17 protein-coding genes are annotated in these 21014 nt (G+C 38.7%); 15 read left to right on the top strand and 2 right to left on the bottom strand.

Annotation, left to right across the window (positions count from 1 at the left end):
* Positions 1–187: 187 nt before the first annotated feature.
* The 9 genes from FERPE_RS04840 (at position 188) to FERPE_RS04800 (ending at position 11653) form a co-directional block, all read left to right on the top strand.
* The gene (locus tag FERPE_RS04840; protein ID WP_014451535.1) at positions 188–1375 is read left to right on the top strand and encodes a sugar ABC transporter substrate-binding protein; all 1188 of its coding nucleotides are present in this window, start codon (positions 188–190) and stop codon (positions 1373–1375) included.
* A 148-nt stretch (positions 1376–1523) separates the two neighbouring features.
* The gene (locus tag FERPE_RS04835) at positions 1524–3233 is read left to right on the top strand and encodes an ABC transporter permease subunit (protein ID WP_041262834.1); all 1710 of its coding nucleotides are present in this window, start codon (positions 1524–1526) and stop codon (positions 3231–3233) included.
* Entirely contained in the window at positions 3233–5644 is a 2412-nt protein-coding gene (locus FERPE_RS04830; RefSeq protein ID WP_014451533.1) for an ABC transporter permease subunit, read from the top strand. The genes FERPE_RS04835 and FERPE_RS04830 overlap by 1 nt, the downstream gene beginning before the upstream one ends.
* Entirely contained in the window at positions 5644–6819 is a 1176-nt protein-coding gene (locus FERPE_RS04825) for an alkaline phosphatase family protein (protein ID WP_014451532.1), read from the top strand. The genes FERPE_RS04830 and FERPE_RS04825 overlap by 1 nt, the downstream gene beginning before the upstream one ends.
* 35 nt (positions 6820–6854) lie before the next feature.
* Positions 6855–8225, top strand: a complete 1371-nt coding sequence (gene gltX / locus FERPE_RS04820; protein WP_014451531.1) for a glutamate--tRNA ligase — start codon at positions 6855–6857, stop codon at positions 8223–8225.
* Positions 8226–8273: 48 nt separating this feature from the next.
* Positions 8274–9401 (top strand): alanyl-tRNA editing protein, encoded by a 1128-nt coding sequence (locus FERPE_RS04815; protein WP_014451530.1) that lies wholly within the window; start codon positions 8274–8276, stop codon positions 9399–9401.
* A 32-nt stretch (positions 9402–9433) separates the two neighbouring features.
* Positions 9434–10672: a hypothetical protein gene (locus tag FERPE_RS04810; RefSeq protein ID WP_014451529.1), complete on the top strand. Its 1239-nt coding sequence runs from the start codon at positions 9434–9436 to the stop codon at positions 10670–10672.
* 7 nt (positions 10673–10679) lie between these two features.
* Positions 10680–11234 (top strand): J domain-containing protein, encoded by a 555-nt coding sequence (locus FERPE_RS04805; protein ID WP_014451528.1) that lies wholly within the window; start codon positions 10680–10682, stop codon positions 11232–11234.
* Positions 11235–11257: 23 nt separating this feature from the next.
* On the top strand, positions 11258–11653 hold the full coding sequence (locus FERPE_RS04800; RefSeq protein ID WP_014451527.1) for a hypothetical protein: 396 nt from the start codon (positions 11258–11260) through the stop codon (positions 11651–11653).
* Positions 11654–11682: 29 nt separating this feature from the next.
* Here FERPE_RS04800 and FERPE_RS04795 read toward each other — a convergent pair whose 3' ends face one another.
* Positions 11683–14037 carry a homocysteine S-methyltransferase family protein gene (locus FERPE_RS04795; protein ID WP_014451526.1) on the bottom strand — a complete coding sequence of 785 codons (2355 nt, stop codon included), beginning with the start codon at positions 14035–14037 and terminating at the stop codon, positions 11683–11685.
* A 693-nt stretch (positions 14038–14730) separates the two neighbouring features.
* On the opposite strand from FERPE_RS04795, the gene fliQ reads away from it, so the two are divergent.
* Positions 14731–14997 carry a flagellar biosynthesis protein FliQ gene (gene fliQ / locus FERPE_RS04790; protein ID WP_014451525.1) on the top strand — a complete coding sequence of 89 codons (267 nt, stop codon included), beginning with the start codon at positions 14731–14733 and terminating at the stop codon, positions 14995–14997.
* A 33-nt stretch (positions 14998–15030) separates the two neighbouring features.
* On the opposite strand, the gene tmk is transcribed toward fliQ, so the two are convergent.
* A complete protein-coding gene (gene tmk, locus FERPE_RS04785) occupies positions 15031–15630 on the bottom strand; it encodes a dTMP kinase (RefSeq protein WP_014451524.1) in 600 nt (199 codons plus the stop codon).
* A 188-nt stretch (positions 15631–15818) separates the two neighbouring features.
* On the opposite strand from tmk, the gene FERPE_RS04780 reads away from it, so the two are divergent.
* The 5 genes from FERPE_RS04780 to FERPE_RS04760 are packed head-to-tail and all read left to right on the top strand — an operon-like array spanning position 15819 to position 20976.
* Entirely contained in the window at positions 15819–17261 is a 1443-nt protein-coding gene (locus FERPE_RS04780) for an NAD(P)/FAD-dependent oxidoreductase (protein WP_014451523.1), read from the top strand.
* The gene (locus FERPE_RS04775; protein ID WP_014451522.1) at positions 17261–18499 is read left to right on the top strand and encodes an NAD(P)/FAD-dependent oxidoreductase; all 1239 of its coding nucleotides are present in this window, start codon (positions 17261–17263) and stop codon (positions 18497–18499) included. Before FERPE_RS04780 ends, FERPE_RS04775 begins: the two co-directional genes overlap by 1 nt.
* A complete protein-coding gene (locus FERPE_RS04770; protein WP_014451521.1) occupies positions 18496–18879 on the top strand; it encodes a DUF1667 domain-containing protein in 384 nt (127 codons plus the stop codon). Before FERPE_RS04775 ends, FERPE_RS04770 begins: the two co-directional genes overlap by 4 nt.
* Positions 18833–19270 carry a Mini-ribonuclease 3 gene (locus tag FERPE_RS04765; protein WP_014451520.1) on the top strand — a complete coding sequence of 146 codons (438 nt, stop codon included), beginning with the start codon at positions 18833–18835 and terminating at the stop codon, positions 19268–19270. Before FERPE_RS04770 ends, FERPE_RS04765 begins: the two co-directional genes overlap by 47 nt.
* A complete protein-coding gene (locus FERPE_RS04760) occupies positions 19255–20976 on the top strand; it encodes a hypothetical protein (RefSeq protein WP_014451519.1) in 1722 nt (573 codons plus the stop codon). The genes FERPE_RS04765 and FERPE_RS04760 overlap by 16 nt, the downstream gene beginning before the upstream one ends.
* The last annotated feature ends 38 nt before the right edge of the window (positions 20977–21014 follow it).

Raw genomic sequence — 21014 nt, 5'->3', positions numbered from 1 at the left:
TTTGGTATGCTTTAGTATGCTAAAGTATGTTTTCCTGAGTACAACGATATTAACATGGCTTGAAAATACATATCCTGGAATTTTTACAGAGTCTTTGGAAACTTTTCCAAATCAAGGTTCACTTTAAGGCAGGGTGTGGTATAATACAATTGATTTCCACATTATCCTGAAAGGGGAGGTAGAGCGTATGAGAAAGTGGCTAACAGTTGTTTTGGCAGTTCTTTTTGTTTTCTTGGCATTTGCTCAAGCCAAGAAAATCACTATTTGGACATCAGAAGCGCAGGTTCCTATTCTTAAGAAGCTTGCAGACCAGTACAAAGCGAAGTACGGTGTTCAGGTTGATGTTATTCAGGTCAATTTTGGGGATATCAAATCAAAATTCTTGACAGCAGCACCTGCAGGTGAAGGTCCGGATATCATTGTTGGAGCACACGACTGGGTCGGAGAACTTGTTGTTAACGGGTTGCTTGAACCAATTAACCTCCCAGAAAAAGAAAAATACTTCCCAGCTCCACTTCAAGGATTTACTTACAACGGTAAGCTTTACGGTGTTCCATATGCATTCGATGGTCCAGCACTAATGTACAACAAAGACTACGTCCAGAACCCACCAAAAACATTTGATGAGCTCATCGCACTTGCAAAGAAAATAGAAAAAGACTATGGTGGAGAAGTTAGAGGATTTATTTACGACTACAAAAACTTCTACTTCAGCTCATTTGCATTCTTTGGTATGGGTGGTTACGTGTTCGGAACTGATAAGACAGGAAAAATCAATGTGAAAGATGTTGGGCTTGCAAATGCTGGAGCGATTGAAGGTCTTAAACTTATTAAGAAACTTGTTGACGAAAAGATACTTACACCTGGCGACAACTACAACACAATGGATGGTCTGTTCAAAGACGGTTTGGCAGCAATGATACTCAACGGTCCATGGGCAGTTCCTGGTTACAAACAGGCTGGTATCAATTTCGATGTCGCTCCAATTCCAGACCTTCCTGGTGGAAAGAAACCAAAGCCATTCTTTGGTGCACAAGGATTCATGGTTAATGCAAAGAGTAAAAACAAACTCTTCGCACTTGACTTCTTGACAAAATTCATAGCAACAAAAGATATCATGTACCAGATTTGGCAAGCAGACCCAAGATGTCCATCTAGAACAGATGTTAACGAACTCGTTATGGCAAAAGACCCACTTACAAAGAAGTTTGCCGACTTCCTTGGAAAATATGGTCTTCCAATGCCAAACGTACCAGAAATGGCTGCTGTCTGGGGAGCCATGGGTGATGCTCTCGCAAAAGCACTTGACCAGGGTGTTCCAGCAGAAAAGGCTCTTGCTGATGCAGTTGCCCAGATAAAAGCACAGATTAAATAATTATACCAAGGAATAAGGGGCACGGGGGAATGCCCCCGTGCTTTTTCTTAAGTTGATTATGTAGGAATTGGGAAAACAGTTGTAGTATTAACTCACATAATTAATTCCAATAAAGGAAGTTCCTTAAAATGACCACAAGGAGGATGAACTGATGAAATTTTGGAAAGTTCTTGGTTACATAATGCTCGTAGCATTCACTGTTTTCAGCATACTTGGGGCCATCTTCCTTTTTGGAAGAGGTTTTTACGAATTGTCTGTAACACTCTTTGTTTTGATATTCCTAATAGACTTTTTTATTCTTAATAGAAACGCCTATCCATATCGCTACATGATACCGGCTTTGATTTTACTTTTTATTCTTGTTCTCTATCCAATTGCGTTTACAATTAGAACTGCATTTACAAATTATGGAACTGGTCACATTATGACACGCCAAGAGGTTGTCGAGAGATTGCTGGTTGACCCGATTTATACTTACATTGTTCCAGATAGTTCGCCACTAACTTACAGCGTTTATGTAAGGTTCGAAGGGACTCAGCCAACGAATGATTTTAAGGTTATTGTATCTATTGGTTCAGATTACTATGTTGCTCGCGAATACCGTGTTCTGAAAAGTGAAGCAGGTCAATTGATATTAGGTGAAGCCGAATTGATAAAGCTTAACGAAAGTGGATTAAGTTTAGAAAGGCAAAACGGAAAAATAGAGCTCATTAGAGATAACGGAAAGATTTTCAGGTACTTTTACAACCCTGAAGATAGTGAAACATACATAAATGAAGATTATTTCAAGTATTCAATACTGTTCCCAATTATGAGTAAAATAGAATTCGTTGACAGCAATAGCAGTAGATTTGCAATTAGGCAAAATGAGGAAGGCAAGTTTTTAATGTACAATATTAGGCACTTGTATAAACTTGGCCTTGCTGAAACGATAGAGAAGGGGAAAAGTATAGTAAAGACTGTTCTCATAAATACCATCACGAATAGGCCTCTAATCGAGGAGAATGGTACGTTTTACGATATAAATGAAAAGGGAGAAAAGGTGGTCGTTGCTGGATACATCTCTTACTATGGTTTGAAGAATTTTACGAGAATATTCACAGATCCAACCGTTTCTGGTCCATTCGCGAAAATATTCGTTTGGAACTTTACATGGGCAGCTTTGAGTGTCTTGTTCACTTTTGTTATAGGTTTGATACTTGCCCTTGTTCTTAATAATCCAAACCTAAGAGGACGCGCAATTTACAGGTCGCTCTTAATTATACCTTGGGCAATACCCGCTTTCATATCTGTTCTCGTTTGGAAGAACGGGTTCTTCAATGAAACATATGGAATTTTAAACAAGTTTATAATCACTCAACTTTTTGGTAAAGAACCCATCAGGTGGTTCAATGACCCATTCTGGGCTAAAGTCGCTGTATTGACAGTTAATACATGGCTTGGTTTCCCATACATGATGGTAGTTTCACTGGGGGCTTTGCAAAGTATTCCTGAAGATTACTACGAAGCTGCTGCTATCGATGGCGCTAACAAATGGCAAAGATTTTGGAAGATTACATTCCCATTGCTTATGACTACTGTTGCGCCTTTACTGGTTGGTAGTTTTGCGTTCAATTTCAACAACTTTGTCAACATATACCTCCTTACCGGTGGTGGACCTGCAATGCCAAATACAACAACACCTGCTGGTTCCACAGATATTTTGATTTCCTACACATACAAACTTGCTTTCGAAGGAGGACGTGGTCAAGATTTCGGTTTCGCTTCAGCGATATCTATTATCATATTCTTCATAGTCGGAACACTGAGCTTTATCAACTTCCGCCTGTCTGGGTCCTTTGAGGAGGTGAATAGATAATGGTTCGAAAAGAAAGAAAATGGCTCACCCATATCATCCTCATAATAGTCTCCATAGTTGTCTTATTCCCAATTGTCTGGGTTGTTTCCACGTCCTTAAGACGTGACAATGCTGCGTTCTCAACAAAATTGTTTAGTAGTAGAATGACTCTTCAAAACTACATAGATCTTATAGCACCTGAGAAAAATGGACCAAGATTGGTTTCTGATATGGACGCGCTTATTCTTATGGCACCTCCTCATGATAAAATTACGGTCGAAAGAGCAAAAGAACTTTTCCAACGCGATGTTGAGAGATTCAAGAGGTATATCCAAGAAACCGAACAATTGAAGAAAGAAATAGACAATGCAATTGCGTATCTTAATGATTATTTTGAGAAGAATTCGCAAACGATTATAAAATCTTATATAGCCGATATAGACAACATCATTAAAGAACTTCAATTTGAAAAACCAAAAAAATACCTGGAAGTCGCTGCTTATGAATTGTACTCACAAGGCGAGGATTTAAGCACAATACCAGAAGTTGACCCATACGCTGGTCAACGAGATTGGGAAGATATGATAGGTAAAAGAAAAATGCGACTAGAAGAATTAAGCAGCGAAAAGATGGCATTGAAGAATGCTATTGAACCTCTGGAAAAAACATATCAAACATATCAAAGTCAATATCTAAGTCTTGCTAAAACAATTCGTTCTTTCTTAGTCCCACAACTAAAGGAATACTCCTTAGTTCTCAAATCTGCTGTTGATTTGCTCGAAGCAGCAAAGGTTTCTAATGTTTTGGCAGAATCATTACCAGAAGAAGATATAATACTAGAACGTTTCAAAACAACACTTGAACAGATAAAAGATGTCCAGTTAAGTGTTCAGAAATTTGATGATTTGAAAGATATCTATGAAGCGTTATCGGAATTCCAAGACGGATACAACCAGGTCATGGACAAATGGGCACAGGCAACAAATAAGGATAAGGCACCATTTGCCGATTTCTTGAATACAATAGATGTTTTTACAACGAGAATAGCAAGTACGATAAATGAAACTGTAAGCTTAATGAACAGATTAAATAATGTAACCGGAGAAATGCTACAACTACAAACGGAAATAACGAAATACAAAAACAGTTACGCTAAGATAGAAGAAGAAATCAGCAAAACCAGTGCTGAGCTTACAAAAGCTTACGAGCTTTTACATGATTCATTGTTGTATCTAAAAGCAAAACTTGCAATTACCCAGCTTGAAAGAATAAAAGCTTTAGTCGCTAACGTGAAACTCCCAGCTCAACTGCAAATGCTTAACATTCAATCCAAGAGGATATTTGGAATTACGACAGATGTAGCAAGCATGATAACTGACCAAAAAAAACAAAGTAAGATTAGAAAAATAGCTTCTAAGCTCGATTGGCCAGGTACTGCAAAAGATATGTTTACGAACTACAACATCTTCTTACAAAACTACGAACCTTTCATAAGTGACTTAAAGATTTACCTCGCGGATATAGAAATTCAGGGTCCCAAGTTTATGCCTGTTTCGAAGACAGGTGTAAAGGTCAGACCTGTTGCTATGGAACGTTTAACTGACACTGTACTATCTGTATATAGGAACAACGTAGTACCTAATATGAATGTTATGTCGAGAAAATCATCAGAATTGTCGGATAAGTTGAATATTAAAGAACTTTCAGCGAGCCTGAAAAAACTCGATGGAGCAGCGTTTAGGATTGACCAAATTTGGCAAAGAAAACCGGACCACTACATGTTGAGGTGGATTATGAACAGTGTCATTGTCTCACTCAGTGTTGCAATTATAATAACTGCGGTAACTGCTCTGGCAGCGTACCCATTCAGTAGAATGAGGTTTAAAGGGCGAAAGTATGGAATTATGGCATTGTTGCTCATTCAAATGTTCCCAGCAATTATGTACATGATTGCTATTTACACATTCTTATCGTTTGCCGGAAAGTATATTCCAGGGTTTGGGTTGAACAAACTATCTGGTTTGATATTTGCTTATCTTGGTGGTATTGCATATAATATGTACCTTATAAAGGGTTACTACGATACTATTCCGGATTCGTTAGAAGAAGCAGCTTTGATTGATGGTGCAACAAGATGGCAGACGTTTGTAAAAATTGTTCTCCCCTTAGCTTCTCCGATTCTTGCGGTTATCGTTATCCTTACGTTCATGGGCACATTTAACGAATTCGTCCTTGCGAGGATCATATTACAAGATGTTAAACAGTACACATATGCTATAGGTTTGTACACGTTCTCGACAGGCCCGTTTGAAACACAATGGGGATTGTTTACAGCAGCTGCAATGATAGGCATGGTGCCAATGGTGATTCTCTTCTTGTTGATGCAAAAATATATTGTCGGTGGGCTTGTGAAAGGAGCAGTTAAAGGATAATGAACATCGGTGACGGCTTAATTACTCCACAATACGACAAATCAATTGTCAATCTTGTTTCAACATTTCTCAGACATTTCAAAATTCAGTCAAACCATCCTGAATACCCCCTCGAAGGCAACTTCGAGGGGTTTTTCCACAATGTGAAAAAAATAGTGATATTCTTGATAGATGGAATGGGATACAATAAATTCTTAAAGATCAATACGAATATTGGATTCAGGGATATTATAAAGGTTTCAAGTGTTTTCCCAACGACAACTGTTGCTGCTGTAACGAGTTGGTTTACTGGAAAGACACCAAAAGAACACGGTCTTCTTGGCTACATTTTGTATCTACGAGAGATAGGTTCAATTACAAATATGATTGAATTCACATATCCAGGGGTAGAAGGAGGCATATTCTCTGGTCTCATCAAGAAACGGTTGCACAGATTAGATAATGTCTTTGACGTTTTGAAAGACAAGGGATTTTACGGAGGAGTTTTAACACACGCTAATATCTCCAACTCAGGTCTTTCTTATCTGATACATAAAAATGCACACGTGATGGGGTATTACTATATGGGAGATTTGTTAGCTACATTAAAAAAGAAGCTTGTTGAAGATTGGCAAGGGATTCTTTACATCTACTGGGGGCATCTGGATGGTTTGGGACACAAAAAAGGTCCGGACAGTGAAGCTTACGAAATGGAAATGACAAGGATGCTTTTAGAAATTAAGAAATTCGCCGAAGAACATCTACCGAGTGATACACTTCTTGTGATTACATCTGACCATGGTATGGTTCAGATACCAAGTTCGACAAACTATTTTTTGAAACCGACGGATGTATTCAACAGGCTCTTAGTGTCACCTCCAGGTGGAGAAATGAGAATGATGTATTTCTATTTAGTAAAAAAGAGCAACTACGAGTTTTTAAAGAACTACTTTGAAGAAAACTACCCTTTGAGTTGCGTGTTTCTAACAAGTAGAGAAGCTGTGGATATGGGACTTTTTGGACCTGGGAGAATGCATCCAGAGTTGTATAACAGAATAGGTGATGCTATAATGATAACGAAGGCGAATAACGCCTTTACATATTTGTACAGTGGTGGCGAAGAAAGACTTTCAGGCATGCACGGTAGCTTGACAGAAGATGAGGTCTTTGTTCCTGCAGTTTTTATAAGAACATGATAATAAGGAGACTATCCAAACAGGAGGAAACGGAAATGGTAAGAGTAAGATTTGCGCCAAGCCCGACTGGTTACCTACATGTAGGTGGAGCTCGAACTGCACTATTTAATTGGTTGTTTGCAAGGAAAAACAAGGGTAAATTTATCCTAAGAATAGAAGATACTGATACGGAAAGGTCAACGCGTGAGTCAGAACAGATGATAATGAACGATTTAAAATGGCTTGGTTTGTTCTGGGACGAAGGGCCAGATATTGGAGGTGAGTTTGGTCCCTACAGGCAAAGTGAGAGACTGAAACTGTACAAAGAGTACGCATACGAGTTAGTGAAAAATGGGCATGCTTACTTTGCTGTTTACGATAAAGATGACCCAAAAAACGTCCTTTACACAACAACTCAAGAACCAAAGGATGGAAACCCATACACCGTTGTTTTTAAAGTGCCGGAAAATGAGATTGTGAAATTCAATGATATGCTAAAAGGCGAGATTGAATTTTCAACGGAACACATGGATGATTTTATAATATTGAAGTCCAACGGATATCCTGTTTATAACTTCGCCGTTGTTATAGATGACCATCTGATGGGAATAACACATGTCCTTCGTGGAGAAGACCATATATCAAACACACCAAAACAAATACTCATCTACAGAGCATTTGGGTGGGAACCCCCAAAATTTATGCATATCCCTTTGATACTTGGGGCAGACAAGACACCTTTGAGTAAAAGACATGGAGCAACTGCGGTTGAACATTTCAGAAGGGAAGGATACCTTTCTAAAGCTTTGGTTAACTATCTTGCAATCCTTGGATGGAGTGTAGATGAAGAGATATTCGATTATACACAAAAGATAGATTCGTTCACCCCAGATAGGATTTCCAACAAAAATGTTGTATTTGATTATCAAAAACTTGAGTGGGTCAATGGAAAGCATATGAGATTACTTACGGTGGATGAACTCTATACCCATTTTGAGGAATGGAGAAATTTCGTTGGAGCCGAAAAACGGATTCCAAAAGAGGTCTTAGAAATATGCAGAGAGAAGGTTAATACCCTAAAACAGCTCTACGAATTTGCTCTGCCATTTGTTGATGAGGAATACGAATATTCGCAAGATTACATCGAAAAGTTTGCAAAAAAACCAGAAGCTGTTAGCATCATCGAATTGGCGCTCGAAAGGTTTTCAAGCTTGGAAAATTACGATATTCAAAATGTTGAAACAACGTTGAGGGAAATTGCTGCCTCACTCAATATCGGAACTAATAAAGTTTTTCAGACAATTAGAGGAGCATTACTTGGAAGGCTTGTTACTCCTGGGCTGTTTGAAAGTATAGTTGTACTTGGAAAAGAAGAAACAATTAGAAGGTTGCAAAGAACTCTTGATTTTATTAGAAAGCTAAGCTAATCTGATTAACAGCAAGAGTTATAAAGAAGACATAAGGAGTTGGAAGCCTTGAAGATTCAAAGCGTGCACAAAAACGATAAATTAGAGATTGTCAAAATCGAAGAAAAGAATGGTAAATGCTACGCGTACGCTCTTTCATCACCATTTTATCCTGATGGAAAAGGTGGACAACTTGGAGATAGGGGAAAAATCGGCAATGTCGATGTATTAGCAGTAAGTGAAAGAGATGGTTTTGTTGTACATGAACTTTCCGGAATAATTGAACCAGGTATATACAATGTGCAAATCAACCAACTTCGTAGGAAAGATATTGCACAACAACATACTGCGCAGCATATATTGTCGGCAGCTTTCATAGAAGTTGCTGAAATTGAGACTGTTAGTTTTCACATGGGCGAAGAGTATTCAACTATAGATTTGGACATACCTTATGTGGAACCAGAGGTTATCGAGGAAACGGAAGATTTGACGAACAGGATTGTTCAATCGTGCACGCAGGTAGAGGAAATATTAACAGATGTTGAAGGAGCTAAAGCTTTTGAATTGAGAAAACCTTTGAGCGACAAGATAAAAGGTGAGGTGAGGTTGATAAAAATAGCGAACTTAGATATCTCGGCGTGCGGAGGGTTTCATGTTGACAATACCGGTGAGATAGGTGTTGTAAAGATTATAGATCTGGAAAAAGTAAAAGGTAACCTCACAAGGGTGTATTTTGTCGCAGGGGAGAGGGCTATAAGATATTTCAGAAAGTACAACAATGTGCTGAAGAGCCTTTCAAGGCAATTAACTTCTTCAATCGATGAACTGAACCAGCGTGTTGAAAAGATACTCGATGAACTTCGGGAAAAAAGTTCGTTGCTTTCAAAAGTTTCACAAGACTATGCTGAATTATTAAAACGAACTATTGAAAACAGTGATTTTGTCTACCTGGAAGGTTACACAGAAGTCGGAAACTTCTTGTCGAAAATTGTTGGCAACCAGTTCTTGGTTTTCTACGATGGTAGCAAGTACATCATCGGTTCAAAAAAGTATGACGTCCGGAACTTTGTAAAAGCGTTAATTGAAAAGTTTGGAGGAAAGGGCGGAGGAAAAGAAGAGTTCGCGAATTACATACCAAACAGAAAGTTGTCAGCAACAGATTTTGAGGCTGTTTTTTCCGAAGTCTACAACAAATAGTTATCGAGAATTATTCACTGGAGGTGTTTAGTATGTTAAAGAAGTTATTTGTATTCGGACTGTTATTTTTTGTCTCCATCCTTGCATTTTCTAGCGCTTTGAAATTTTTACCAAAAGATTACTCAGCAATTCTTTACGTTCCCGATGTCCCAAAGGCTTACGATGCATTTAAAGCATTGCCCATAGGCCAAACTTTATTAGCTGATACAGGAATAGGTTTGGAGTCGCTTGTGAGAGGCGTGTTAGAACAGCAACTTTTATCGATGAAGTACACATTAGACGATTTCGACTTGTTTAGCAAGGAAATGCTTATTGCAATTGATAAAGATGGAAATACGACTGTTGTGCTGGGACCTGTAAAGAGTCCTACGAAAGTTAAGAAGGTGTTAGAAAGCTTTCTGGAGGCAGAGACATTAAAAAAAGTTAAATTTACAGAGAACTACTTTATATACTCGGATGTACAAGTTGGTGGTGGTAAAGTTCCAGCAAATCTGCTTTCAAATCTCAAGGGGAACCTTGGAGTAACATATTCCTATGTGACAGAGGGTAAAATCACATTCGAAGGTTACGGATACATTAGGACGGAAAATAACGCGCTCACTTTCTACCAAAAGTTGGATGCCAAAACGGCAGATGCGAAGAATGTGCTCAAAACGTTGCAAAATACAAAACCTATTGATATCTTTGCTGACAGGAATGTGGGTGGAGATTTGTTGGTGTTTGTCAACAGACCTATTCCTGATGCGTTGAGAAAAACATTTTTAGATGCCTTGGTATCCATCTTTAATATAACCAGCGTCAATGCAACAGGAGTGATGTATCTTTCTGCAGATATTGGTGCAGCAGTTAGTGCATTGTTGAGCGCAGATTCGCAAACACAAAGTTCCAAATCTAGTCAAACAACACCTCAGGTAAGTATATCTGCATACTCTGTGGTTTTCGGAACAGGTTTCAAAATGCCTGCTGAAGTGAAAAAGTACGTAACGATAGGTTCTGAGAAGTATGGAGTGTTGACTACTGAAAACGGTATGGAAAGCTACATACTTATAAAGAATGACAGAATGATAACCTACACGGTAAATCCAAGCAAATACAAACCGGGCGACAGGACATTTTTCACGTCGATTTATGATACAAAATATTTCATGGGAATATTCCTTAATTTTGAACCACTTATCAACACCATGTTGGGTAAGAAAATTAAATCATCCGCCGTATTCGTATCCTACATTGAAGGTGATTCAATCATTCAAAAAGGAATCGTGAGGTGAGAATCGCATGACAAACGCCGGAGGTAGAAAGGAAAGTAAGGGTTGTTTAGGCTGTGTAATGTCAATAGTTGTTTTTCTGTTTTTTATCTCTGTACTAGCATCTATATTTGAGGTGTTGATACCTTACGGCATTTTTAGATTCTTCCCAACATTAATACGAGATTTCATAGTTATTGTACTTATAGCTTTTGCCTTTGTGACGTTTATCATAATATCTTCACTTATCAAAGGAAAAGTAAAAACTCAACAACGTCAGCAGAAGACTGCTGAACAAAATGAAAGTTGTATTCAAGCAGAAGACGAGAATAGTAGAGAATATCAAGAAAGTTCAACACATTCGTTTGAAATCAACACAAAAGTGGATAAGTTAGATATTCAAGAAGCATTTAGAATTCTTGGGTTGCGTCCCGGCGCGTCTTATACAAAAGTGAGCGAGAGATACTATGAGCTCGTCAAGAAAGTAAATAACATGAAAATTAGCGAGGCACATAGGCAAATAATGCTTGAAGAACTGGCAAAGGCGTACGAGGTACTAACGGAACACTATTCGAAAATGAGTTGAAGTTATGAAGGCGGGGTGGTATTATGGATTTTGAACTTTATTACTATTTCCCGATACCACCGATTAGTTGGGTTTTTCTGGTTCTTAGGATAGGAGCTATGATACTAATTTTTTACACATTGTACGCTCTTCTTAGATTTTTCACAGAACCGGAATCAGAAACAAGTGTTGGTAGCAGGCGTGAATTTCGAAAAGGAAGAAGTGCAGTGAATGGTATAGATAATGAAGAACTGTTAAGAGCTTTTAAAACTTTTGGGTTAACTCCTTATGATAATTACTGGGACGCATCCTACAGATATTACGCCCTAAGAAAAGCAATACTAGCTTCTAGCTTGCCAACAGAAGTGAAAGAGTCAAAGCTCCAAGAGATAGATAAAATGTTCGAAATAGTTTCTGACTATTATTCGAAAAAGGGTTAAAAAGAAGGAGGCTTTGGAGCCTCCTTCTTTCATTGGTTATTAGTCAAAATTTGTTTGCACAATTTGACAGCTTCCTGGGCATCTTTTGCGTAGTAGCTTCCAAATCTCTTAGCAAGCTCTCCATTCATTGAAGCACCACCAGCTATGACAGGAATTTCTATTCCGTTATCTCTAAGTGTTTTGACCACGTGTCCAACCTGAATAACTGTTGTTGTCATCATTGCTGACAAGCCTACAATATCTGGCTTTAATTCCTTAACTTTTTCCAATATCACGCTTGCCGGCACATCCTTGCCTATATCAATTACTTCAAATCCTGCACTTTCTAAAACTGTTGCTACTATTTTCTTTCCGATATCGTGGATGTCACCTTCAACTGTCGCAAGAAGAATCCTGCCCAACCTTGCAGAATCCTTTTCTGCTACCATGGAAAGTAGCTTGTTAAATATGGGCTTCGAAGTTTCTGCTGCAAGAATCAAATGGGGAAGATAAATCTTATTTTCAGCATAAAGGTTGCCTATTTCTTCCATTGCTTTAGCAAGAATTGTTTGAATTATCTCGATTGGTGTTAATGTGTCTAAGAAGGACAGTACATGTTTTTCCGCATCGTTTAAGTTACCACGAAGAAGCAAATGTACTAATTCGCTACTTTTTACTTCTTCACTTATTCGAGCACTTTCCTTTCCTAAAATTCTTATCATCCCTCTTAGAATTTTCATAGTCGCGTCTTCTGATGTATTCAGGATCGCTCCTGATAATCCTGAATGCATTGCTAAAGCTAGGAATGAAGCATTCAATTCATCTCGGTTTGGCATTCCAAAACTGAAGTTGGAAAGTCCTATCATTGTTTTTATTCCATCGGATGAGAGCTTTTTGATAGTTTCAAGTGTTACGTTGTAATCTTGGTTTGCACCAATGGGTAAAACCAACGGGTCAACGAAAATCCTTGAACGGTCTATTCCTTGGCTTTCTAGATATTCTACAGCCATTTTACCTAATGTGTACCGTTCCTCTGCTGTCTTTGGTATCTCTTTACCCATTGCAAGAACAATCAGTAAGCCACCATACCTTTTGAGTAACCTTATCTTCTTGTCGAGTTCTTCCTTTGTTGCCTTGGAAGAATTAATTAGCGGTCTTCCAGGGTACTCCATCAATGCACTTTCTAAAAATTCGTTGTACTGAATATCGAAAGAGATTGGGATGCTTACAATTTTGTCGAGTTCAACAATTGCTTTAGAAAAATGTTCTTCTGATAAAACGGATTCTATTCCAAAGTTAACATCAATTACTTGTGCTCCTTCTTGTTCCTGGGATTTAGCAAGTTTTAAAACGTTCTCAAAGTTGAATTCTCGAATTTCATTATGCAGTTTTTTTCTTGCGGATGCGTTGATACGTTCCCCTACGACCAAGAATGGTGCAACGTTAAACATATGAACCCTGCTTGTAACCACATTCAGCTCTTCGACTTTCCTAGCTTTTGGTCTTTTCAGACCAATATGCTGGACCATGTACTTGATGTGTTCCGGTCCTGTACCACAACATCCACCTACGATATTCGCACCCAGTTCAACGTAATCTTCGATGTATATAGTGAATTCTTCAGGGGTGGTTTTGTAAGTCAATTTTCCATCTGCGGACAGAGTAGGTTTTCCCGCGTTCGGTTCAACAAAAACCGGTTTTTTCGAAAGCGCAACCAATTTTTTTACAAGCGGAACCATCTTTTCAGGTGTCAGCGTACAATTGATACCTATTGCATCAACATCCAAATCGTTGAACAAAGCAACGTAAACTTCTAAACTTGTACCTGTTACAGTAACGCCGTTTTCTTCAAAAGTCATACTCACCAATACAGGTATTTCTGGAGCCACATCTCTTGCCGCCAAATACGCAAGTTTTGCCTCCTTTATATCACTCATTGTTTCGATAATGATACCATCCACGCCCACATCAACCAGGACTTCAACTTGCTCTTTGAAAATGTTGTATACGTATTTCGATTTCAGTTCCCCAAGAGGTTCTATCATTTCCCCAACGGAAGAGATATCCCCTAAAACAAAGACCTGCTTGTTGGCAACCTTAGTTGCCTCTTTCGCAATCTTTACAGCAGATTGGTTGATCTCCTTAAAATACTCATCGTATCCCAATTTCATTAACTTATGCCTATTTGCACTGAAAGTGTTTGTAAGTAGGAAATCAACCCCTGCGCAAACGTAGTCAGATTGCAGTGACAAAACCGCTTTAGCATTGGTGATGTTGAGTAACTCAATGGGTTCTCTGTTCTTAATATATCCTCGTTTGAAAAGTTCTGTACCATAAGCACCATCTAAGAACATCACTCTCTGTGATAGGAGTTCTGAAAACTTTTGTCTGGTAAGGGGTTCCAATTTTTCTCTCCCTCCTTTGCACCTTTATCTTTTTCACGTTTGTTTTTTTGTATATATTACCATATATCAAACATTTTTGTAGTGCTATTTTCTCACTTTTTTCAGAAAAGAAAAGGGGATAGTTTGTTCCATCCCCCTTTGTATTTCAATTGAATTAGTAAATGCTGCGCGGTGGCTTCTTTATCTTCTAATAGCTTTGAACATAGGCATACTTAAGGTAAAGAGAGGTTTTATGTCAGATATGTTCGATACATCGTATACTATCAAGCCGCTGTCAGTTGAAACAAAAAGGTATTTGTCATCGGTTGTTGTTAAATTAAATGCATAAGTCTACTCAGAGAAATTGACCTCGGCTACTTTTGCTTTTTGGTATATGTGAATGTGTAGTTTCCAGAAACTTTCATATTCACGGTTATTGGTTTATTTCTAACAATGCTTACTGGAGTACTAAAGTCGGAGTAAAATCTCCCATTATAAGTAATTCCCGAAAACTCAGGTTTTGGTATATAGCCGCAGGATGGTAGAAAAAGGGATCCCTAAGACCTCTGTTTAAAAGATAACGGTGTATATTCGATACCTCACAACTTTCATCTTGCCCCATCCTAATAGTCGTTAGTTTCGGTTATTTGCTTACAAAAATTTTTTCTGATATAATTTATGGAGAATTTAAAATGAAAGAAAGGAGTTTGCACCATGACACTCGAGGTTTTCTTGGATATAGTGAAACACGGTATTCAGCTTCTTTTAATGCTTATAACTCCCCCTCTGCTTGTTAGTCTCGCAGTTGGTATTTTGATTAGTATCTTCCAAGCTGCTACTCAAATTCATGAGCAGACATTGACCTTTGCACCACGTATCATTGTTGTTTTTTTGACCCTTATGTTTTTGTTTGGTTGGATGATAGAGAATATGTTAGATTTTATAAGAGATATCCTCGAAAAATACATGTCTATGATTTAATTAATCGCCTCAATACTTGAGATATCCAATAATCTACACCTTGTATAGCCCCTCAAATATCCTTATAATCTGCTTGCTAATAGTTTCCACATCTTTCGTGCCATCAATTAGAACAAAATTCTTTTCATTTTTACACAACTCCAGATAACAATTTCTGACTTTTTCAAAAAATTCTAAACCTTCTTGTTCAATCCTGTCTCTTTGCTCCTTATTTATTCTCGATATAGCGACCTCTGCAGGAATGTCTATGTAGAACACTAAGTCCGGGTAAACATGATCCGTAGCAAAATCATTAAGCATTTTTACCACATCTATACCCAAGTTTCTTCCACAACCTTGGTACGCTACGCTTGAATGTGCAAACCTATCGGCTACCACTATTTTTCCTTCTTCCAAAGCAGGTTTTATAACTTCCTCAACCAACTGGGCTCTAGAAGCCAAGAAAAGGAGCAATTCACTTCTTGAAGTCATTTCTTCGCTAATCAAAAGCTGTCGTATTTTCTCCCCTAATTTTGTACCCCCGGGTTCTCTTACTTTAACAAACTCAATACCTTTGGACTGGAGATATTTTGTAAACATCTCTATTTGGGTGCTTTTGCCACAACCATCTATGCCTTCAAAAGAGACAAACACGACATGTTCCTCCTTTTCTATGCCTGATTGGATGGCGATTCAAAGTAAATTATACCATAGCTGAGATACTTTGATACTTTCAAGATAGGGTAATAGAACTATGACAATTTTTCAAGCACATATTCGCAAGCATTAGGCGTATTTTTTGTGGTAAAATATATAAGAACACTAAAGTTGGGGGTGTAAGTGTGCGAATAGGAATTATTGGTGCTGGTGTTGTTGGAGCACTGATTGCTAGAGAGTTGTGCCGATACGATGTTGAAGTTTTGATTTTCGAAAAGAATTGGGATGTAGGGATGGGAGTGACAAAAGCTAATTCTGCGATAGTTCACGCTGGATATGATGATGAACCAGGAACGGTACGTTCAAAGTTTTGTGTTCCAGGAAATGCAATGTACACTGAGCTTTCAAAAGAATTGCAGTTTGATTTGAAGAGAATAGGTTCTTTGGTACTTGCTTTCAAAGATGAGGAAATAAGAATTCTGGAGGAGCTTTACAAACGTGGTGAAATGAACGGGGTACCAGGTCTGGAAATTTGGGATAGAGATAGAATCCTTTCATACGAACCAAACATTAATCCCGAAGTTATGGCTGCTCTTTGGGCACCAACAGCTGGGATAACGGAACCTTGGATGGTCGCAATGGCAGCAGTAGAAAACGCCATTGAGAACGGAGCTAAACTCTTTCTTGACACACAAGTTCTTGAAATAGTGACAGAAAACCAAAGAGTTAAAAAGCTTGTGACTAATAAGGGAGAGTTTGAGATAGATGTTGTCATCAACGCTGCAGGAATGCACGGTGACGAAGTTGCAAAGATGGCTGGTGCTGAATTTGTACCATTGCATCCAAGGAAGGGAGAGTATATTCTCTTAGATAAGCAAGAATTCAGTGGCTTTGTAAAGAGTATACTGTTTCCAACACCTTCAGTACTTGGTAAAGGGACGCTCGTAACTCCGACGGTGGATGGGGGTATCTTAGTTGGACCCACTGCCGTTGACCTACCACCGGAACGAGAATTCAGAGAGGATACTTCTACAACACTTGAAGGATTTGAAGCTCTCATGTCAAAAGCACTAAAGATGACTCCTTTAATCGATTTCAGAGCCTCTATAAAAACCTTTGCAGGTTTAAGACCCGAAAGTCCTCAGAAAGATTTCTTTGTCGGAAGGACCAGTGTAATAGGGTTTTTCAATGTTATAGCTATGCGTTCACCTGGCTTAACTGCCGCACCCGCAATTGCAAAGTTCATTGTTGAGGAAGTTCAAGAATCGATCGGTGAAACGTTCCAGAAAAAGTCAGATTTCAAACCTACAAGAGAAAGAATAAAGCACTACGCAGACTTACCCGCTTCCGTTTGGGATGAAGAGATTAAGAAAGACCCGCTTGCTGGGAGGATGATATGTTTTTGTAATAAAGTGACAGAGCGAGAAATACTTGAAGCCATAAAGCGTGGAGCAAGAACAATAGACGGGATAAAGTTCAGAACACGCGCGATGTTTGGTAGTTGCCAGGGAGGATTCTGCATGCACAGGATAATGAAAATACTGGCAAGAGAGTTTGGAACTGATATTTCAGATATAAGACTTCGTAGCGAAGGTAGTTTCATACTCTTAGGGCAGGTGAGAAAGTAATGAGAGAAAAGAACGTAGACATTCTTGTCATCGGTGCTGGAGCTGCAGGTCTTGGTGCAGCAATTGGAGCTGCACGAGAAGGTGTTAATGAAGTAGTTTTGGTAGAGCGTGATGATAGAAGTGGTGGTGTGTTGAATCAATGTATCCACAATGGTTTTGGACTACATTATTTCAGAGAAGAACTGACAGGACCTGAGTACGCAGAGAGAATCAAGAGGATAGTTCAACAATATCCAAACATAGATGTAAAGGTCGAACAATACGTCCACCAGATAGACTACAAAAGAAAAGAGGTTATAGTTGCTTCGACTGAAGGGATAACGGTTTACAAGCCAAAAGCGCTAATTGTTGCAACTGGAGCAAGGGAAAGGCCTATGGGAGGAATACTTGTCCCTGGCACAAGACCTGCAGGAGTTTTTACAGCCGGGGTTGCTCAGAGGTTTGTGAATTTGGAAAATAGATTGCCGGGAAGAAGGGCAATAATAGTGGGGTCTGGAGATATAGGTTTGATTATGGCGAGAAGACTTACGCTGGAAGGCGTTGAAGTTATTGCTGTTGTTGAAAGGATGCCTTATCCAGGAGGACTTGAAAGAAACATAAGGCAGTGTCTGAAGGATTTTAACATTCCTCTTTACCTGAGCCATACAGTGGTTGGTATCTATGGGAAGGAAAGGCTTGAGGAGGTTGTTATTGCCCAACTTGACGAGAGTTTCAAACCTATTCCAGGAACGGAAAAAAGGTTTAAGGTTGACACTTTGATACTATCGGTTGGATTAATTCCTCAAAGTACGCTCTTTAAAGATTTTCTCAAAATTGACCCATGGACAAAAGGGATAGTAACATCAAGTTCTGGAAGGTCATCTCTTAACTGGATTTTCGCAGCAGGCAATTGTACGGTAATTTATGACCTTGTGGACTGGGTTACAGAAGAAGGTACCGTCGCTGGAAAGTTTGCAGCGATGTACGTCAAGAACAGCTGGGAACCAGCAAAATTTTTCGTTGAAAAAGGACAAAATGTTGGCATCCTCTTCCCGTCGTGGTATGAGGAAGGCACAAACTTAAATATCTACTTGCGAGTGAAAAAGCCTATGGAAGAAGGAACTATTCGCGTAAAACAAAGAAACAACTTGTTATACAGCAAAAAACACTTAAATCTCTTACCGAGCGAGATGGTAAGCATTAAGATTCCTGAGTCGAAAATAGGGAGTGGCGACATCGTAGTGGAGGTGTTAGAATGAAAGTAGAAGAGATGGTCTGTATCATGTGTCCACTGGGATGTAGGTTGATTGTCAAACAAGAAGATAACGGTGAAATTACTGTTTCTGGAAATAGATGTCCACGTGGAATTGAATACGGTAAACAAGAGATGGTAGAACCTTTAAGAATATTGACTTCAAGTGTATTGGTTTTGAATGGTGACATGCCTTTGGTATCGGTAAAAACAAATAAACCTATTCCTAGAAGGGTTATCATGCAAGTAATGGATATCTTGAAAAATACCAAAGTTGAAGCGCCTGTGAGAGTTGGAGACATAATTATTAAAGATGTTCTTAATACAGGAGCTGATATAGTTGCCACAAGAAATGTGGAAAGAAGAGAAAAATCAAGTGCAGCCTGAAGCGTTCGAGGTTTTTCCAGAGCCTTCAGTTAATGTAGAAGAATTATCTAGCGACGCACTAGCTTATCTTGGAGATGCTGTTTATAATCTTTATATTAAGTTATACGTTTTAAAAGATATTAAAGCAAGGGAGTTGCACCGACTTTCTAATACTTACGTTTCACGCGAAGGTCAGAGTAAAGCGTTGGACAAGATTTTACCTATTCTAACGGAAAAAGAAAAAGATATAGTTCGACGTGGCATGAACAGTAAGAGTGCTAGAAAGCATGGTAATGATCGCCTTTATATCAAAAGCACAGGTTTTGAGGCATTGATTGGATATCTTTATCTTACAGATAAAAGGCGTTTGGCGTTTCTTTTGAAGGAGGGAATAAGATGGGAAGAAGTGTGATTATCGATGGTTCCATAGTCTACACAGACTCAAGCGAGATATTGAGTAACCCAGGCTTTGAATCTCTTCTTCGAGAGTATATCGACATTTTAAAAGAAAAGAATTCGCAGCTTTTGAGAACATTGGAGGCTTTTCGCATAGGAGATAATTACGATGTTAAGCACCTTATTGAATACCTCCATTTGTTGACTTTGAGAAATATCCGCGAGATTACAACGATTATAAATTACGTGAACCCGGATGATTTGGCAAAATTTGTCGAATCTTTCTACTCATTTTGGAGGAATAAGCACAGATTTATGATTAAGAAGGAAAGGTACACCATCGATAATGCAAGAAAAAACAGCATTTTTTTTACCGCTGTTATAATTGCCGAGGAATTCAAGAATTTGGTGAGGAATCTGTATCGGACAATTATGAAGAACATCACACCAGACGATACAAACATTATCAGGCAATTGCCGAGTGGTGCTCAGGTTACATTTTTGGTTGATGATATAGAGATTCCCGATGAGAGATTTCAATCATTTACAAATATACCAACAGTTTGGGGTGCTATATTCGATCCGCCGGTTATCTTCTACACAAAATCTAATAAAAGAAAGGGAGTTCTACCAGTTGTTGAAAAAGAGATTCTGAGTCAAATAAAGTTAGATAACAAAGAACGCGAATGGTTTCTTGTGCCAGTCTTGGTAGCCGAACTGTTAGTTTATGTTTTTGTGCACAGAGAGTACCTGTCGCATGCTGCAGGTTTAGGTAACTTATTCCAATTTGCAAATATCGTCGATATAAAAAGCAAGAAAACCTCAGGGGTTTTGATTTTCGGGCTACCTATTGAAAGAATTCCAGATTATAAGACCGAATGGAAAAACGGAGTTGTGTTCAAGGATGGGGAGCTTTACGTAGGAGTAATTCCAGCCTTGGATGAAAACGACTATTTCGGATACATGAAAAAAACAATGCTTACACTTCACAACTTGATAAGGATAGACCAAGGACGGCTTCCAGTCCACGGGTCTATGGCACGTATAGTGTTGAAAAATGGTAAAAGTGGGGTTGCAATGTTTGTTGGTGACAGCGGGGCAGGGAAAAGTGAAACTTTGGATGCGCTGAATAGGTTGGAAGAAGTTGCGTATGTGGATGTTATCATAGACGACATGGGTTCACTTGACATACTTAATGGTAGGGTAGTTGCATACGGAACAGAAACAGGTGCGTTTGTGAGACTAGACGATTTACCACCGGGATACGCTTACTATACAATGGATAGAAGTATTTTTATGAACCCAGACAAGATCAATGCAAGAGTGATTGTTCCATTCAACAATTATAGAGAGATAGTTACACCAACCCCCATCGATTTCTTTTTATATGCCAATAATTACACTGAAGTGCATAGTGATGACGAAAGGATAATCTTCTTTGACGATGTCGAAAAAGCATTAGAGGTCTTTTCCGCAGGTAAAAGGATGTCGAAAGGAACAACATCCGAGGAAGGAATGACGGAGAGCTATTTCGCCAATCCATTTGGTGCTGTACAGAGAAAAGAAGAACACCACAAAATCGCAGAAAAGTTCTTGAGAAAGATGTTTGAAACGGGAGTAAAAGTTGGTGAAATCAGAACGATGTTAGGGGTAGAAGGATACGAAAAAGAAGGTACTTACCTTGCGGCGAAGACATTGTACAAACTAATAGAGAGAATGTAGAGAACATGGAGAACATGCAAAAATCCTAATCATTTGTT

Source organism: Fervidobacterium pennivorans DSM 9078, assembly GCF_000235405.2.
Classification (GTDB): domain Bacteria; phylum Thermotogota; class Thermotogae; order Thermotogales; family Fervidobacteriaceae; genus Fervidobacterium; species Fervidobacterium pennivorans.
Note: the sequence above shows the minus strand (reverse complement) of the source record. Positions and strands in the feature narration are given on the sequence as shown.

Excerpts from the sequence above, each read along its gene's own strand:
- gltX (WP_014451531.1), top strand. The coding sequence starts at position 6,855 with ATGGTAAGAGTAAGATTTGCGCCAAGCCCGACTGGTTACCTACATGTA.
- FERPE_RS04775 (WP_014451522.1), top strand. The coding sequence starts at position 17,261 with ATGAGAGAAAAGAACGTAGACATTCTTGTCATCGGTGCTGGAGCTGCA.
- FERPE_RS04760 (WP_014451519.1), top strand. The coding sequence starts at position 19,255 with ATGGGAAGAAGTGTGATTATCGATGGTTCCATAGTCTACACAGACTCA.
- FERPE_RS04810 (WP_014451529.1), top strand. The coding sequence starts at position 9,434 with ATGTTAAAGAAGTTATTTGTATTCGGACTGTTATTTTTTGTCTCCATC.
- FERPE_RS04800 (WP_014451527.1), top strand. The coding sequence starts at position 11,258 with ATGGATTTTGAACTTTATTACTATTTCCCGATACCACCGATTAGTTGG.
- FERPE_RS04840 (WP_014451535.1), top strand. The coding sequence starts at position 188 with ATGAGAAAGTGGCTAACAGTTGTTTTGGCAGTTCTTTTTGTTTTCTTG.
- fliQ (WP_014451525.1), top strand. The coding sequence starts at position 14,731 with ATGACACTCGAGGTTTTCTTGGATATAGTGAAACACGGTATTCAGCTT.
- FERPE_RS04830 (WP_014451533.1), top strand. The coding sequence starts at position 3,233 with ATGGTTCGAAAAGAAAGAAAATGGCTCACCCATATCATCCTCATAATA.
- FERPE_RS04825 (WP_014451532.1), top strand. The coding sequence starts at position 5,644 with ATGAACATCGGTGACGGCTTAATTACTCCACAATACGACAAATCAATT.
- FERPE_RS04770 (WP_014451521.1), top strand. The coding sequence starts at position 18,496 with ATGAAAGTAGAAGAGATGGTCTGTATCATGTGTCCACTGGGATGTAGG.
- FERPE_RS04805 (WP_014451528.1), top strand. The coding sequence starts at position 10,680 with ATGACAAACGCCGGAGGTAGAAAGGAAAGTAAGGGTTGTTTAGGCTGT.